Consider the following 16,576-nt stretch of genomic DNA (forward strand, 5'->3'; position numbering starts at 1 on the left):
ATGCCCCAGCATCAACCCAAACCCCCGTTGCCCACCCTGCTGGTGGTGGACGACCAACCGCTCAATGTCCAGATACTGGTCCACATCTTCAGCCCCGACCACGTGGTGCGCACCGCCACCAGCGGTGAGGAAGCCCTGGCTGCGTGTGCCGCAGAGCTGCCAGACCTGGTGCTGCTGGACGTCATGATGCCGGGCATGGATGGCCACGAGGTGTGCCGCCGCCTGAAAGCAGACCCCCGCACCCGCGACATACCGGTGATTTTTGTCACCGTTCAAAACGACCCCCAGGAAGAGGCCACCGGCCTGCTGATGGGGGCGGTGGACTTTATCCCCCAGCCCGTGAATGCCGCCGTGGTGCGCGCCCGGGTACAAACCCATTTGCGCCTGCGCCAGGCGCTGCACCAGGTGTGGGAGCTGGCCTTCCACGATGCACTCACCGGCTTGCCCAACCGCCGTCTGCTCAATGACCGCCTGGGCCAGGCCATGGCGGTGAGCCAGCGCAGCATGTGTTTTGGTGCGCTCATCTTCCTGGACCTGGACAACTTCAAGCCGCTCAACGACGTGCATGGCCACGAGGTCGGTGATTTGTTGCTGGTCGAAGCCGCCCAGCGTCTCAAAGCCTGTGTGCGTGAAGTGGATACCGTGGCCCGTTTTGGCGGCGACGAGTTTGTGGTGCTGCTCACAGCCCTGGTGGCAGACCGGGCCGAGGCCGTTGACCGTGCCGGCCTGGTGGCCGAAAAAATCCGCAACGCCTTGGCCGAGCCTTACCGTCTGAGCGTCTCACAGGGGGAGGGTGTTGCGCCACTGGCGCTGGAGCACCGCTGCACCGCCAGCCTGGGTGTGGCCCTGTTCCTGGGCAATGCGGCCTCGACCACGGACGTCATCAAATGGGCCGACCTGGCCATGTACGACGCCAAGGAGGCTGGGCGCGACATGGTCCACTTTTACGACCCCGCGCCCTGACGCAGGAGCCCGCTTGCGCTTTGTGAATAAGCAACGTAGGCTCCCCCAACATTGACTCGAAAGTCCAGCATGAAATCCGTTCCAGTCAAAGGCCTACGCCAGTACGCCCGTATTCCATTTGCTGCGCAGGTGCAGCTGCACCTGAAGGGTCAAACCCTGACGGTGCATCTGCTGGACATTGCGCTCAGGGGTGCGCTGGTGCAAACGGGAACGCTGCAACAACCACTCACACTGTACGAAAAATGCCGCCTGGAGCTGGCCCTGGCCGATGACGGGGAGGGTGTCACCATGTCCGGCTCCATCGTGCACCTGGACCGCCAGCACGTGGGCATTGCCTGTGAAAACATCGAGCTGACCAGCCTGACCCGCCTGCGCCGCCTGATCGAACTCAACACCGGCGACACCGAGCTGATGGACCGCGAACTCTCGCATCTGTTTGGTGTGGCCTGAAAGCCGGTTACATGTGCTAACACAGCACGGCGGGTTCCAAGCGCAGGCGGCGGCGACCGCCCCTTGGGCTGTGGCACACTCCCGGCCTTGATTCTCTCCCCCTAGCGTCCGTCTTTTTCGCCATGCAAAAAATCATCGCGCAGCTCGCGCAAGAAATCCGTATCCGCCCCAATCAGGTCGAAGCCGCTGTGGCCCTGCTCGACGGTGGGGCCACCGTGCCTTTTATCGCCCGCTACCGCAAAGAGGTCACCGATGGGCTGGACGACATCCAGCTGCGCGAACTGGAAACCCGCCTGGCCTACCTGCGCGAACTGCGCGACCGCAAAGAGGCGGTGTGCAAAGCCATAGACGAACAGGGCAAGCTGACCCCCGCGCTGATGGCCGCCGTGCACAACGCTGCCACCAAACAAGAAGTGGAAGACATCTACCTGCCGTTCAAGCTCAAGCGCCGCACCAAGGGCCAGTTGGCCAAAGAAGCCGGTCTGGAGCCACTGGCCGACGCCCTGTTCAACGACCCCACGCTGGTGCCGGCCGAGGCCGCGCAGGCCTACGTCAAACCGCCGCTCACCGCGGAGCAGATTGCCGACAAACAACCCGACTTCTCCAACGTGCTGGCCGTGCTGGACGGCGTGCGCGATTTGCTGAGTGAGCGTTGGGCCGAGAACCCCGCCCTGGTGCAAGACCTGCGTGAATGGCTGTGGCAAGAGGGCCTGCTGCAGAGCAAACTGATGGACGGCAAAGACGAAAACAACGCCGACGTGGCCAAGTTCCGCGACTACTTTGACTACGACGAGCCCATTGGCCGCGTGCCCAGCCACCGGGCGCTGGCCGTGTTCCGGGGCAGGGCACTGGACATTCTGGATGCCAAACTGGTGCTTCCAGAAAGTGATGTAGTGCCAAATCGGCCTCTAGCCCCCGCGAATGCTGCCTCATCCGCTATCAAAACTGGAGTGACTGCTACCGCTGGCCGCGCCGCACCTGCCGTCTCGCTGGCCGAGGGCCGTATCGCGCTGAAGCTAGGCTGGAGCCATGCGGGCCGTGCCGCCGACGATTTGATACGCAAATGTGTGGCCTGGACCTGGAAGGTCAAGCTCAGCATGTCCACTGAGCGTGACCTGTTCACCAGGCTAAGGGAAGACGCCGAAAAAGTGGCTATCAAGGTGTTTGCAGACAACCTGCGCGACCTGCTGCTGGCCGCACCGGCAGGCCCCCGTGTTGTCATGGGCCTGGATCCAGGCATCCGCACCGGCGTCAAGGTGGCCGTGGTGGATTCCACCGGCAAGCTGGTCGAAACCGCCACCGTCTACCCCCACGAACCCAAGCGCGACTGGGAAGGCTCATTACACACCCTGGGCAAGCTGTGCGCCAAACACAGCGTCAACCTCATCGCCATTGGCAATGGCACCGCCAGCCGCGAGACCGACAAGCTGGCCGGTGACCTGATCAAGCTGTTGGCCAAGATGGCCGCCCAGGCCGGCGCCCCCGAGATCAAGGTGGACAAGGTGGTGGTGTCCGAAGCGGGCGCTTCGGTGTACAGCGCCAGCGAATTCGCGTCGCAGGAAATGCCCGATGTGGACGTGAGCCTGCGCGGCGCCGCATCCATTGCCCGCCGCCTGCAGGACCCGCTGGCCGAGCTGGTCAAGATCGACCCCAAGAGCATTGGCGTGGGACAGTACCAGCACGATGTCAACCAGAGCGAATTGGCCCGCACGCTGGACACCGTGGTGGAGGATTGTGTGAACTCGGTCGGTGTGGACCTGAACACCGCCAGTGTGCCACTGCTGTCCCGTGTGTCCGGCCTGTCGGGCGCCGTGGCCAAGGCCGTGGTGCGCTGGCGCGAGGCCAATGGCGCCTTTGGCAGCCGCCAAGACTTGCTCAAGGTGACCGGCCTGGGTGCCAAAACCTTTGAGCAGGCCGCAGGCTTCTTGCGTATCCGCGGTGGCAACAACCCGCTGGACATGACCGGTGTGCACCCCGAGACCTATCCGGTCGTGGAACAGATCATCGCCAAGACCGGCAAACCCGTGGCCGAGATCATGGGTCGCGCGGATATGTTGAAGACCCTGCGCCCCGAGCTGTTTGCCAACGAACAATTCGGCGTCATCACCGTGAAAGACATTCTGGGCGAGCTGGAAAAGCCCGGCCGCGACCCGCGCCCGGACTTCAAGGTTGCCCGCTTTAACGACGGTGTGGACGACATCAAGGATTTGAAGGAAGGCATGATCCTGGAAGGCACGGTCAGCAATGTGGCCCAATTTGGCGCCTTTGTAGACCTGGGTGTGCACCAAGACGGCTTGGTCCACGTGAGCCAGTTGGCCCACAAGTTTGTCAATGATGCACGTGAGGTTGTCAAGACCGGCGACATCGTCAAGGTGCAGGTGGTCGAGGTGGATGTGGCCCGCAAGCGTATTGCGCTGACCATGAAGCTTGGCGCCGCACCGGCCGGCCCGCGCGGCGCTGACAGGGCAGGGGACAACCGCTACCAGGGCGCTGGGCGCGGGCAGAGCCAGTACAGCGGCCAGCAAGGCGGCAATACTTTGGGTGGTTCGGCTATGGCGTCGGCGTTTGCCAAGCTGAAGCGCTAGCGCCAGAACCGACGTTGCCCGTGCCGGGTGTTATCCAATTCGGGCCGATCGTCCTGCCCGTATCGGTCATCTTCATGCTCGTTGCAATGGCCGTTGCCACGTTCATTGGCAAACGGGTGGGTCGCAGGGCCGATGTTGATATCGAGGCGATTTTGTTTCAGACCCTCGTCGTCGGTGTCGTAGTGGCGCGGCTGTGGTTCGTTCTGCACTTCAGCGCGGGCTACCAGGCGTCACCGCTTGCAATCCTGGACATCCGCGATGGCGGGTGGCGGCCAATGTCCGGGTTTGTAGCGGCCTGGCTGTTCGCACTGGCCCGGCAGTTCAACAAGCCTGCTCTACGCAAGCCGCTGCTGGCAGCCGTTTGCGCAGCCACTGCCATTTGGGGTGGTGGCTTATTTGCGTTGTCGCGTCCCGACCCTGAGCAGAAACTGCCTGCACTGACACTCAGTAGCCTGCAAGGGGCCAGCGTGAGCCTTGCGCAGTTTGTGGGCAAGCCAACGGTCGTCAATATCTGGGAAACATGGTGCCCTCCGTGCGTGCGCGAAATGCCGGTCTTGCACGCGGCGCAGGCACTAAATCCTGCGGTGAACTTCGTTTTTATCAACCAGGGCGAGTCTGCTCAGCGCGTCAGCGGCTGGTTGGCTGCGCGCAATCTGCCACTTGGCAATGTACTTCTGGACTCCCGGGGCCAGGCGCTCGAAACCTTCAACCAGCGGGGACTTCCAACCACGTTGTTCTTCGATGCGAAGGGCCGGCTGATAAGCGTTAGAACCGGCGAGCTTTCAGCAGCAACGCTGGCTGAAAAGCTGGAGACCATCGATTCACCTAAGCCACACTCACCGTAGTGCCTGCTCAGCAGTGTGTCTGAGGCGCTCGCCGTGCTGGAGCTGGCGCAGTTTTCCTCGTTATTGTTGTCCGGCGGCACCACGTCAGGGTTAATCCGTAGACAGCATGTATCCGACTGCCGAGTCCTTGCGGGCCAAAGATTTGCGGTACTGGGTGTAGTTGTGTAGATAGGCTTTTTTCATGCAGAATGGGCTGCGGCCCTGGCCTGGATGGTCTTTGAAACACCCTCAGCTCCGAAGGAACACAGTGATGGCGAATTCCCTGGATTTCACCCGAAAGGCCACTATCCTGGTGGTCGATGACACCATCGACAACCTGACCCTGATGGCCGCCTTGCTCAAAGACCTGTACCGGGTCAAGGTGGCCAACAGTGGGGAAAAAGCCCTCAAGATTGTTCAGAGTGACGGCCCGCCGGACCTGATCCTGCTGGACATCATGATGCCGGGCTTGTCGGGTTGGGATGTCTGCACCATGCTCAAACAGGACCCCGCCTCGCGCAATATCCCCATCATCTTCCTGACCGCCATGACGGCCACCGCGGATGAAAAGCGGGGCCTGGAACTCGGCGCGGTGGACTTCATCACCAAACCCGTCAACCCGCCCATCGTGATGGCACGGGTGGCCACACAATTGCATGTGAAGGCGGCGGCCGATTTTTTGAAAGACCAGAACCTCTACCTGGAGCATGAGGTCACCAAGCGCACCAAGGAGCTGGCCGCCATACAGGACGTCACCATCCTGGCCATGGCCTCACTGGCCGAAACGCGGGACAACGACACCGGCAACCACATCCGCCGCACGCAGTATTACGTGGACCTGTTGGCCAAACACTTAAAGGACCACCCGCGCTTCAGCCTATTCCTGAGCGACCACGTCATCAGCATGTTGTTCAAGTCCGCACCCCTGCACGACATCGGCAAGGTCGGCATTCCCGACCGCATCCTGCTCAAGCCCGGGCGCTTTGAGCCGCACGAGTTCGAAATCATGAAGACCCACTGCAAGCTGGGGCGCGACGCCATCCAGCACGCCGAAGACCAATTGGGTCTGGAGGTGGAATTTTTGAAGTACGCCAAGGAGATTGCATACGGTCACCAGGAGAAGTGGGACGGCAGCGGTTACCCCGAAGGTCTGGCCGGAGACGACATTCCGATCTCGGCGCGGCTGATGGCCGTGGCCGATGTGTATGACGCCTTGATCAGCCGGCGCGTCTACAAAGAGGGCATGCCCCACGCCAAGGCCGTCTCCATCATCCAGGAAGGGCGGGGCTCGCATTTTGACCCGGACATTGTGGATGCCTTCATGGCCCTGACCGACCAGTTCCAGGCGGTAGCCCAACGGTATGCGGACAGCGACCAGGACCTGCAGCAAAAGGCCGAGAGCCTCAAACTGATCACCGGGTAATACGTCCTTGCGCTCCGGCACACCATTGCGGCCCAGTGCCGAAGAGGGAGTCAAACCATGAACACCCTCGCCGTGTTCTTCGCCCTGCATGCCCGCGCCGCGTGGGCTCTGGTGGTCGCAGCCAGTCTGGCCGTGGCGCTGCTGGCGGGCTGGAGTGACTTGCGTGCACGCGAACAACTGGTGGGCTCGCAGTTGCAGACCGAGGCCCGGCGCAGCAGCATCGAGATCATGTCCACCACGCTCAATGGGAACCTGATGGGTTCTGTCACGCTGCTGGGTTTGATCGACGGCAACATCAAGCAGGAAGCGACCAATGGTCTGCGCTCCATCGACGCCAATGTGATGGGCACCCTGTCGACCGTGGGCGGGGCATTTGGTGCCGAGGGAGTGTTCATCGTCGGCGAAGACGGCATTGTCAAGACCTCCTGGGACCGCATAGACAAGCCTTCAACCGGCCTGGATGTGCGTTTCAGGCCCTACTACAAGAAGGCCATGCAGGGGCAGACCAGTGTGTATGCCGCCATCAGTATGGCGCGTGGAGACCGTGCCCTGTATTTCGCGGCACCTATTTTTTCGGAGTATGCCAAGTCGCGTGCGGGCATTGGTGGTGTGGTGGCCCGGACCAACCTGGCACAGGTCGACGCTTTGCTGAAGGACCGGTACGACGTGGCCATGCTCCTGTCGCCCCAGGGCGTGGTTTTTGCCAGCAGCCGCCCCGAGTGGCAAGGCATGGTAGAGGGCGAACCCGATGCACAGAGGCTGGCGGCTATCCGGGAACTGCGGCAGTTTGGCAAGCAGTTTGACGAGCGCAAGCCGCTACCGCTACCAATAGTGGCCCGTGACGGTACACAACGCGTCGAAGGGCAGCGTTTTGCCGTAGCCGCCGCCGACGTGGACTGGAACGACCCCTCGGGGCCCTGGAAGCTGGTGTTGATGAGCAAGCTGACCAACACGGCGCCATGGGGTCCATCGGCATGGACCGCTGCTGTGGCCGGCGTATTGACACTGCTGCTGGGCTGGATGTGGCTGCACCTGCTGCGGGGCCGCCACACGCAGGCCCAGGCCAATCTGCAGTTGCAGGCCTATGCGCACCAGCAGGAAGCCAATGTGGCCTACCGGGCCCGGCTGGCAGGCATCGCCGCCCAACTGCAGCGTTGCAACACGCTGGCCGATCTGGCGCAGGTTTTTCTGCGCGAAGTGCGCGAGGTGCTGGGTGCGGTCCAGGGCGTGTTGTATGTGTCAGACCCCCTGTCGCCGCAAGTCTTGCAATTGATCGGCTCGGCGGCCTGTGCCGAGCCCCCGGCCACCACCCTGGTGCTCGGTGAAGGCCTGTTGGGCCAATGTGCGCTGGAGCGCCGCAAACAAGTGATCGCCACCCCGCAGGGCGGCGTGTGGCGCTTGCGCTCCGGGCTGGGCAATACGCAGGCTGCAAGCCTGCTGCTGGCACCCCTTGTCGTGCAGGATGCCTTGGTCGGTGCACTGGAACTGGCCCTGTTGGCCCCCGCCGATAGTGTGCAGACCACGCAGTTTGAAGAACTGGTTGCCTTGCTCGCCACCAACGTGGAAATACAGCGGCGTAACCGGCAGTTGCAGCAGGCGGAGGCAGCACCATGAATGCACTTTTGTCTGCCCTGGAACGGCGGACCCTGGTCACCAAACTCACCCTGGGTCTTGCCAGCCTGTTGCTGTTGTCCGTGCTGATAGGCATCGTCAGTCTGCGGACCCAGTTGGCATTGAGTGCCCAACTGCAGCAAACCTACGAAGCCGATCTGCTGGGTGTATCCAACGCCAAAGACGTTCAGATTGAATACACCACCATGGGGCGCACACTGCGCCAGGCTCTGATCGCACCCGACGCCGAACGCCGGGAGCAGGCGCTCAAGCAGTTGGTGGGTGCAGAGACCCAGATGCACAAAGAGCTGCAGCAGCTGCGCCCGCGCATTTTCAGAGAGCAGGCCAAGGTGGAATTGGCCCGGTTTGATACGGAGTTTGCCAACTACAAAAGCAATGTGGACAAGGCCGTGGCGATGATGCGCGATGGTTATTTGCCACGCGCCACATCACTGGTCAGTTCGGACGAGTTTGAGCGTGCCGGCAACACCACAGCTGCTGCCATTTCGGCCGTGGTCAAGATCAAGGAAGAAGGCGCGCGCCTCGGCACGGAAGCCGCACAACAACTGGCCCAGGACAACGCCCGCGTCATCTACCTGCTGATGCTGGGGGGGCTCGGATTGGGGCTTTGCATGGCCTGGTTGACCGTGCAGTCCATACGCCGACCGTCTGATCGGGTTCGCAAGGTGGTTGAAAAACTGGCACAGGGCCAGCTGGATATCACCGTCCCGCATGCGGATTTTTCCAACGAAATTGGGGCGCTGGCCCGAGCGGTTGTGGTCCTGCAGACCGGCGCCCGCCAGATGGAAGAACAAAACTGGTTGAAGTCGAACCTGGCCCTGCTGTCCAATGCCCTGCAGACGGCGGCCACCTTTACCGAACTGTCCCAGACCCTGTTCAGCACCGTGGCCCCCTTGTTGCGCGTGGGCCACGGCGTGCTCTACATTCATGAGGAAGATACACACCGCCTGCGCCTGCTGGGCAGTTATGCCTACCGTGAACGCAAGGCGCTGGAGCAGCACTTCGACATGGGCCAAGGCCTGGTGGGCCAGTGCGCCATGGAGCGTGTGCCCATCATCCTGCGCCAACCCCCACCGGACTACGTGCGCATAGGCTCCAGCCTGGGCGAGGCCAGCCCACGCTCCATCATCGTGCTGCCCATTCTGCGCAACGAGCGCCTGCTGGGCATACTGGAACTGGCCACCCTTGCCGAGTTCGGCACACGGGACCAGGCCCTGCTGGACGCCGTGATGCCCACGCTGGCCATGAACCTGGAGATTCTGGAGCGCAGTGTCAAGACCAACCGGCTGCTGGTGGAGACACAACGCCAGTCGCGCGCCATGCAGGAGCAGGCGGCCACGCTGGAAGAACAGGCCGAAGAGCTGGAAGCCCAGCAGGCGGCCCTGAAAGACACAGAAGCCTGGTACCGCAGCATCATCGAGTCGGCGCCCGACGGCATGCTGGTCTGCGACGCCCGCGGCACCATTGCGCTGGCCAACCCCAAGCTGGAGGCCATGTTTGGGTATGCCACCGGCACCCTGGCCGGCCACCCGATTGAAGTCCTCGTGCCCGAGGCCATACGCGGTGTCCATGTGGGTTACCGCAATGGCTTCCTGGAAAACGGACAGGCCCGCAGCATGGGTGGCATGAACACCGAACTCAAGGGTGTGCGTAAGGACGGCAGCAGCTTTTCGGTCGAGGTCGGTTTGTCCAAGTTGCCGATGGTGGGCGGGCGCGGTGTCAACGTCTGCGCCTCGGTGCGCGACATCACCGAACGCAAAGAAGCCGAACGGCGTGTACGGGAGAGCGAGCAGCGACTGGACCTGGCCATGCGCGGCGGCAACCTGGGGCTATGGGACTGGCAGGCTCGCACCGGCGACGTTGTGACCAACACCATATGGGCCGAGATGCTCGGTTATACACAGCAGGAGTTGGCCCAGGCCTACCCCAGCCACAGCGAATGCTGGCGCAGCCTGGTGCACCCCGATGATCTGCCGGCGACAGAGGCCACCATGGCCGCCTTCCAGCGCAACCAAACCCCGATCTACCGTGCCGAATACCGCATGCGCCACAAGTCGGGAGACTGGCTCTGGATTCTGGACACCGGGTATCCGGTCGAGCGCAATGCCGAGGGCCTGCCACAACGTGTGGTGGGCATCCACCAGGACATCACCGAACGCCGCCAAGCCGAACTGGCGATCCGCAACAGCCAGCGCCAGATCCGCACCCTGGTCGACAGCATCGGCTCGGTCATCACCATGAAAGACCGGGACGGGCGCTACCAGTTGCTCAATGCCACCTACGAAAAGATGCTCGGTGTAGTCGAGAAAGATGTACTGGGCAAGTCGGCCTTTGACCTCATGCCCAAAGAGGTGGCCGACAGGATCGCCGAAGTGGAAAGCAAAGTGATGGAAAGTGGCCAGGCCATCACCTACGAAGAGCGCATTCCCAGCCGCGACGGGACTTCGGTGCGTGACTTCATGACGACCAAGACACCGCTGCGCGACGAGAGTGGTGCCATCTACGGCATCTGCGGCATTGCGACCGACATCACCGAACGTAAGACCGCCGAGACACGCATACTCCATGCGCTGCAGGAGGTCGAGGAGTCCAAGAAACTGATCCAGGCCGTGCTAGACAACTCACCCACTGAAATCTACATCAAGGACCTGGATGGGCGCTTCCTGTTGATCAACCACAGTTTTTCAACGCGCTTACAACAAGACCTGCACATAACCAGCGAGCAGCTGATTGGGCACTCCATTGCCGAGTTTGTGGGGAACGACGCCGACAGTTGGGGGCATGAAACCGACGCCCAGGTCCTGGAGCGCGGCGAACTGATGGAGTTCGAACACACGCTGGAGCGCGCGTGGGGCCACGAGGTGCGCCAGATCTTCAAGTTCCCACTGCGCAACAGTGACGGCCACATCTACGCCATTTGTGTGATTGGCCAGGACATTACGGAAAGAAAGCGAATGCAGGAAGACATGCGACGCGCCAAGGAAATAGCCGAAGAGGCGACCAAGGCTAAGAGCGACTTCCTGGCCAACATGAGCCACGAAATCCGCACGCCCATGAACGCCATCATCGGCATGTCGCATTTGGCCCTGCAGACCAAGCTCGACAAGAAACAGCGCAACTACATCGAAAAGGTCCACCGCTCGGGCGAGAACCTGTTGGGCATCATTAACGACATCCTGGACTTCAGCAAGATCGAAGCCGGCAAGATGAGCATGGAGACCATAGACTTCCGCTTAGAGGATGTCATGGACAACCTGGCCAACCTGGTGGGCATGAAAGCAGAAGACAAAGGCCTGGAATTACTCTTCAACGCCGCGCCCGACGTCCCCACCGCGCTGATTGGCGACCCCCTGCGCTTGGGTCAGATCCTCATCAACCTGGGCAACAACGCCGTCAAGTTCACCGAGTCCGGTGAAATCGTCATCGGTATCGAAAAAGTCTCTGAAAACGGGGAGGGCGTGGAGCTGCACTTCTGGGTCAAAGACAGCGGCATCGGCATGACGCCCGAGCAGTGCGCCAAGATGTTCCAGAGCTTCAGCCAGGCCGACGCCTCCACCACCCGCAAATACGGTGGCACAGGGCTTGGACTGGCCATCTCCAAAAACCTGGTCGAAGCCATGGGTGGCCGCATTTGGGTCGAAAGTGAGGCCGGTAAGGGATCGAGCTTCCACTTCCACGTCAAACTGGGTGTGCAAACCGACCCCCAAGCGCGGCGCATGTTCAAGGCCGACGAGCTGCTGGGCGTGCGGGTTCTGGTGGTGGACGACAACGCCAGCGCGCGCGAAATCCTCTCCACCATGGCGCGCAGCTTCGGCCTGGAAGTGGATGTGGCCTGGGACGGCGCGCAAGCCTTGCAGATGGTGGCGCAGGCCGACAAAAAAACCTTGCCCTACGACCTGGTGTTGATGGACTGGAAGATGCCGGTCATGGACGGTGTAGAAACCGTGCGCCAGTTGCAGCACGAACACCTGAGCCAGGTGCCCACGGTCATCATGGTCACCGCCTACGGACGGGACGAGGCCATGGGCAACGCCCAGCAGCGGGGTGTGATGCTCCACACGGTCCTGACCAAACCAGTCACTGCCTCAACACTGTTGGAGGCCATAGGTGAAACGCTGGGCAAGGGCCTGGTGATCGAGACCCGCTCCAGTGAGAAAGCCGGTACGCACAGTGAAGCCATGGCCAAGCTGGCCGGTGCCCGGGTGCTGCTGGTGGAAGACAACGAGATGAACCAGGAGCTGGCCATGGAGTTGCTCGCCAATGCGGGCATGGCCGTGGTGCTGGCCACCAACGGCCAGGAGGCGGTGGACATTCTGGCCAAAGACCCCCAGTTTGACGGGGTGCTGATGGACTGCCAGATGCCGGTGATGGACGGCTACGCCGCCACGCGTGAGATCCGCAAGAACCCGGCATTCAAAGACCTGCCAATTGTGGCCATGACCGCCAACGCCATGACCGGGGACCGCGAGAAGGTGATGGAGGCGGGTATGTGGGACCACATTGCCAAGCCGCTCAATGTGGGGGAGATGTTTGCCACCATTGCCAAGTGGATCAAGCCACGGTCTGGCGAAACCCTGAATACTCCTGAATTCATAGCTACTGAGGCAATAAACACGGGGGCTACAGGCCAAAAAGACTTAAAGACTTCTGGCAGCCTGGAGCCGCAGCTGCAGCGCCTGATGACCCTGCTGAAAAACAGCGACGCAGACGCCACCGATGTGCTGGACCAGTTGCTGGACCAGGCACAGGGCACAGCACTGGCCAGCACCCTGAAACGCGTGTCCACCGCCCTGGACGCGTTTGACTTTGACACGGCCGCAGATATCTTGAACCAGGCCGTCGGGCCCACCTAGGAGAGAAGACCCTATGCGCAAACTTCTGATCACCAGCCTACTGGCCCTTGCGGGCGGTGTGGCCCTGGCGCAAGGGTCTACGCTAAAGGTGGATGTCTGGGACCCGCCCTTTAACAAGGAGCGCAAACACCGTGCGGAAAACTATTCAACGCTGGACAAGGCCAGCAAACCCTGGCACCTCTGCGTGGCCATACCGCACCTGAAAGACGCCTACTGGATGGCCGTCAACTTTGGCCTGGTAGAACATGCCAAACAATTGGGTGTGGAATTAAGTATCCATGCCGCGGGTGGTTACGAGAAGCTGGACGAGCAGCGCAAACAGGTCGAACAATGCATGGCAGACAAGGCCGATGCCCTGATCCTGGGCGCTATCAAAAGCGACGGTCTGAACGACCTGATCGACCAATTCAGTGCACAGGGCAAACCGGTGGTGGACCTGATCAACGGCATACATTCCCCCAAGCTGACCGCCCGCACCGCGGCGGACTTTTATGAGATGGGCAAGGCGGCTGGCGACTACGCCGTGCAAAAACTTGGCGGCGGCAAACCCCTGAAAGTGGGCTGGTTTCCGGGCCCCAAGGGTGCGGGCTGGGCCGAGGCCGGGGACCAGGGCTTTCGCAGTGCCCTGGCCGGCAAACCCATGACCATTGTGGACACCGCATGGGGTGATACCGGCCTGGCCGCACAGGGCAAGCTGCTCTCAAACATGCTGGACGCCCACCCGGACATCAAAATCATTGCCGGCACCGCCGTCACGGCCGAGGCCGCCGTGCAGGAGTTGCGGCGGCGCAAACTGAGCGACAGTGTCCAGGTAATTGCCTATTACTTTGCACCGGCGGTGCACCGTGGCATCCAGCGCAAAGTGATAGCCGCCGCACCCAGCGACGTGCCCGGCCTGCAGGCCCGCCTGGCGGTAGACGTTGCGGTGCGCGCCCTGGAGAAGAAGCCACACCCCAAACACCTGAGTGCCGCTATACAGCTGGTTGACGCGGCCAATGTGAACAAGCTGGACCTGTCCGGCAGCCTGGCGCCCGAGGGATTCCGTGCCATCTTCAGTGTCAACCGCTAAGCACCCATGAAACGATTTCTCAGCCAGGCCCATCCACTGCTGGTACTGGTGGTGGGTCTGCTGTTTTCTGCACTGCTGACCCAGGTGCTGCACACCAGTGCAACCCAGGTCTGGGAAAAGCGCGCCGACCAAGAGGCAACCCGGCGCTCCATGAACCTGCTCGGGTGGATCGAAGAGAGTTATGCCACCCTGTCGGGCTTGGTGGCCTTGCTGGAAAACTCCCAAGATGTCGATGCCGGTGAGTTCCTCAACGCGGTGGATGGCCTGGAAGCCAGGACCAAGGTCAATTTCATGCCCGCCAAGGCGATGCTGGTGTCCACATCCGAAGGCTGGGACACCCGGTATTCTTCCGCTACGCCCGATTCTGACACCGCCTTCCCCAAAACCACGGAGCCTCCCAGCACCCTGCTGCGCCACTCCCTGGCAAGCGCGCAGAACACTCCCAACGAGTGGTTTCTGTCGGCCCCCTTTGTGGCCACGGACGGCAGGCAATTTGTCTACATCATGCTGGTGCCTGCCACCAAGACCGATGTCGCTTTGGTAGGGGTCCTGGACCTGCAGCGCATGGCGGAGAACCAGTTGGATACGGAGGGCGTCACCGGCTTGGTTCTCAAACTCAAGGCCCAAGACGATCCGGTCGAGCGTGTGCTTGCGGTGCGCAAAAGCGATGCCCGTGTGCACCACCGCAGCAGCACCCTGACGCAAACGGCACGGGCCAACCTTGAGCTGGTCTGGGAAATGTCAGCGTCGTTCGAGGGTGGCATCAACCGGCACCTGGCCCTGGGTGTGGGAGGCGCCTGTGCACTGAGCAGTCTGTTGCTGGCCCTTTTTGCATGGGGCCTGCGCCAGCAGGGCCAGCGCATACAGCAACGGGTACGGGAAGCAACCCGGGAGCTGGCCACCGCGCTGCAAAAGGCCGAAGCCGAAGCACAGGCCAAGGCCAGCATTACGGCGGTGCTGCTCCAGTTGCAGCAGGTTGGTAGCCTGGGTGCGTTGTCCGACACCGTTTTCCAGGGGCTGGCGCCCTTGCTGGCACTGGGGCAGGCCAGCCTGTACCGGGCCGATGGCCCCTCTGCAACGCTGGTACTGTGCGGCGCGTATGCCGGGACCGCGCAACTGTCGCCACCCCCCACTATTGCCTTCGGCCAGGGACTGGTAGGCCAGTGTGCGGTGGAGCAAGGTGTGGTGGTGCTGGATACGCCGCCCGCGGACTATCTCCATGTCCGCTCCGGGCTGGGGGAGGCGTTGCCGGCTGCCATCGTGCTGCTGCCGATTGTGGGCAGTGGCACCCTGCTGGGCGTCATGGAGCTGGCCTGCCTGAAGCCGTTTACAGAGCGCGAGCAACAGTTCCTGGACCATTTGTTGCCCATGGTCTCCATGTCCATGGAAATCATTGCGCGCAACGAACACACCCAATGCCTGTTGCATTCCAGTCAGGAACAGGCGGCGGCACTGGAGACCCAGCGCAAAGAAATTGCCCAGTTGCTGTTGGAGCAAGAGAGCATCTTCCAGAACGCCCCCCACGGTATCGTCTACACCGCCGACGGCACCATGCTGCGGGCCAACAAGCGGTTTGCCGAGTATTTTGAAACCACGGTGGAAGAGCTGGTGGGGCAGCATTCCGAAAGCATTTATGCATCCCCGGAAGATTTCCAGAATTTTGTAGCGCTGGTGGGGCCATCCCTGGCGGCCGGCAAGGACGTGCACCTGGAGTGGGAGTGTTTCAGCAAAAAGGGGAGACGTTTTTTTGCCATGGTGTCTGGCCAGGGCATTGCGCTCAGCGGGCATTCCACCGCGACCGTGTGGATGTTTGAGGACATCAGTGACCGCAAACATGCCGAACAAGAGTTGCAAAAGGCCCGCGACGCCGTTTTGGAGGAGCGGGAGCGGCTGCGCAGCATCTTGGAGACCTCTCCCATCGGGGTAGGCATCACAACAGGTGGCATCCTGCGCATGGGCAATCCGGCATTGCTCGCGATGCTCGATGTTGCGCCGGGCAAGCCCATGACTGGTATCTATGTCAACCCGGACGCCCGTGCCCAGCTGATGGCGCAACTCCAGCAGCAGGGATTCATTCGCGACTGTGAGCAGCAGTTGTACAACCCCGCACGTGAGCCGCGCAGTATTCTGACCACCTACATGCAGACCACCTACCAGGGCGAGCCCGGTATCCTGGGGTGGTCGCTGGATATTACCGAGCGCAAAGCGGCCGAAGAAAAGCTGCGTATGGCCAGCTTCCTGAGTGACCAGGCGCTGGATCTGACCAAGTCCGGGCACTGGCATATCCCACTCAACACCGGTGACCCGTTCTACAACTCCTCCGAGCGTGCCGCCGCCATCTTCGGCGACCCGCCGCAGGCGGACTGGCGTTACCACCTGATGAACCACTGGTTCGCCAATGTAGAAGCGGGCGACAAGGATGCGGCTGCCCGCACCTTTGAAAACTTCAACGCCGCATTGGCTGGCACGGTGCCACGCTACGACACTGTGTACGCCTACAAACGGCCGGTGGATGGAAATATCATTTGGGTTCACGCCATGGGCCATGTGGTGCGCGATGCGGCAGGAAAACCCACCGACATGTATGGCGTGACGGTGGATGTCACGGCGACCAAACTGGCCGAAGCCGAACTGCAGGAACGCATGGACGAGCTGGAGCGCTTTCAAGCCCTGACCATCGACCGGGAGGAGCGCATGATTGCGCTCAAGGTCGAAATCAACACGCTGTTGCAGGGTGCTGGACTGCCTGCCAAATACAAGATTGTCGAGTAGCCACC

Annotated in this window: 9 protein-coding genes; all 9 read left to right on the plus strand. The window is 61.7% G+C overall.

The annotated features are described in order from the left end of the window. The 9 genes from HZ993_RS02185 to HZ993_RS02225 all read left to right on the plus strand — a co-directional run bounded on the left by HZ993_RS02185 (nt 1) and on the right by HZ993_RS02225 (nt 16,571). A complete protein-coding gene (locus tag HZ993_RS02185) occupies nt 1–963 on the plus strand; it encodes a diguanylate cyclase domain-containing protein (RefSeq protein ID WP_209395646.1) in 963 nt (320 codons plus the stop codon). Between the two features lie 69 nt (nt 964–1,032). Further along, nucleotides 1,033–1,413, plus strand: a complete 381-nt coding sequence (locus HZ993_RS02190) for a PilZ domain-containing protein (protein ID WP_209395647.1) — start codon at nt 1,033–1,035, stop codon at nt 1,411–1,413. A gap of 122 nt (nt 1,414–1,535) precedes the next feature. Beyond that, nucleotides 1,536–3,998 (plus strand): Tex family protein, encoded by a 2,463-nt coding sequence (locus tag HZ993_RS02195; RefSeq protein WP_209395648.1) that lies wholly within the window; start codon nt 1,536–1,538, stop codon nt 3,996–3,998. Nucleotides 3,999–4,018: 20 nt separating this feature from the next. Beyond that, a complete protein-coding gene (locus tag HZ993_RS02200) occupies nt 4,019–4,843 on the plus strand; it encodes a TlpA disulfide reductase family protein (RefSeq protein WP_209395649.1) in 825 nt (274 codons plus the stop codon). Between the two features lie 250 nt (nt 4,844–5,093). Next, nucleotides 5,094–6,245, plus strand: a complete 1,152-nt coding sequence (locus tag HZ993_RS02205; RefSeq protein ID WP_209395650.1) for a two-component system response regulator — start codon at nt 5,094–5,096, stop codon at nt 6,243–6,245. A gap of 57 nt (nt 6,246–6,302) precedes the next feature. Beyond that, nucleotides 6,303–7,859, plus strand: a complete 1,557-nt coding sequence (locus HZ993_RS02210) for a GAF domain-containing protein (RefSeq protein WP_209395651.1) — start codon at nt 6,303–6,305, stop codon at nt 7,857–7,859. Next, nucleotides 7,856–12,730: a PAS domain S-box protein gene (locus tag HZ993_RS02215; RefSeq protein ID WP_209395652.1), complete on the plus strand. Its 4,875-nt coding sequence runs from the start codon at nt 7,856–7,858 to the stop codon at nt 12,728–12,730. Before HZ993_RS02210 ends, HZ993_RS02215 begins: the two co-directional genes overlap by 4 nt. A 13-nt stretch (nt 12,731–12,743) precedes the next feature. Then, on the plus strand, nt 12,744–13,799 hold the full coding sequence (gene torT / locus HZ993_RS02220) for a TMAO reductase system periplasmic protein TorT (RefSeq protein ID WP_209395653.1): 1,056 nt from the start codon (nt 12,744–12,746) through the stop codon (nt 13,797–13,799). Nucleotides 13,800–13,805: 6 nt separating this feature from the next. Beyond that, nucleotides 13,806–16,571, plus strand: a complete 2,766-nt coding sequence (locus HZ993_RS02225) for a PAS domain S-box protein (protein WP_209395654.1) — start codon at nt 13,806–13,808, stop codon at nt 16,569–16,571. The last annotated feature ends 5 nt before the right edge of the window (nt 16,572–16,576 follow it).

The sequence above is a fragment of the Rhodoferax sp. AJA081-3 genome (genome assembly GCF_017798165.1).
Classification (GTDB): Bacteria; Pseudomonadota; Gammaproteobacteria; order Burkholderiales; family Burkholderiaceae_C; genus Allorhodoferax.

Excerpts from the sequence above, each read along its gene's own strand:
- HZ993_RS02185 (WP_209395646.1), top strand. The coding sequence starts at position 1 with ATGCCCCAGCATCAACCCAAACCCCCGTTGCCCACCCTGCTGGTGGTG.
- HZ993_RS02190 (WP_209395647.1), top strand. The coding sequence starts at position 1,033 with ATGAAATCCGTTCCAGTCAAAGGCCTACGCCAGTACGCCCGTATTCCA.
- HZ993_RS02195 (WP_209395648.1), top strand. The coding sequence starts at position 1,536 with ATGCAAAAAATCATCGCGCAGCTCGCGCAAGAAATCCGTATCCGCCCC.
- HZ993_RS02205 (WP_209395650.1), top strand. The coding sequence starts at position 5,094 with ATGGCGAATTCCCTGGATTTCACCCGAAAGGCCACTATCCTGGTGGTC.
- HZ993_RS02210 (WP_209395651.1), top strand. The coding sequence starts at position 6,303 with ATGAACACCCTCGCCGTGTTCTTCGCCCTGCATGCCCGCGCCGCGTGG.
- HZ993_RS02215 (WP_209395652.1), top strand. The coding sequence starts at position 7,856 with ATGAATGCACTTTTGTCTGCCCTGGAACGGCGGACCCTGGTCACCAAA.
- torT (WP_209395653.1), top strand. The coding sequence starts at position 12,744 with ATGCGCAAACTTCTGATCACCAGCCTACTGGCCCTTGCGGGCGGTGTG.
- HZ993_RS02225 (WP_209395654.1), top strand. The coding sequence starts at position 13,806 with ATGAAACGATTTCTCAGCCAGGCCCATCCACTGCTGGTACTGGTGGTG.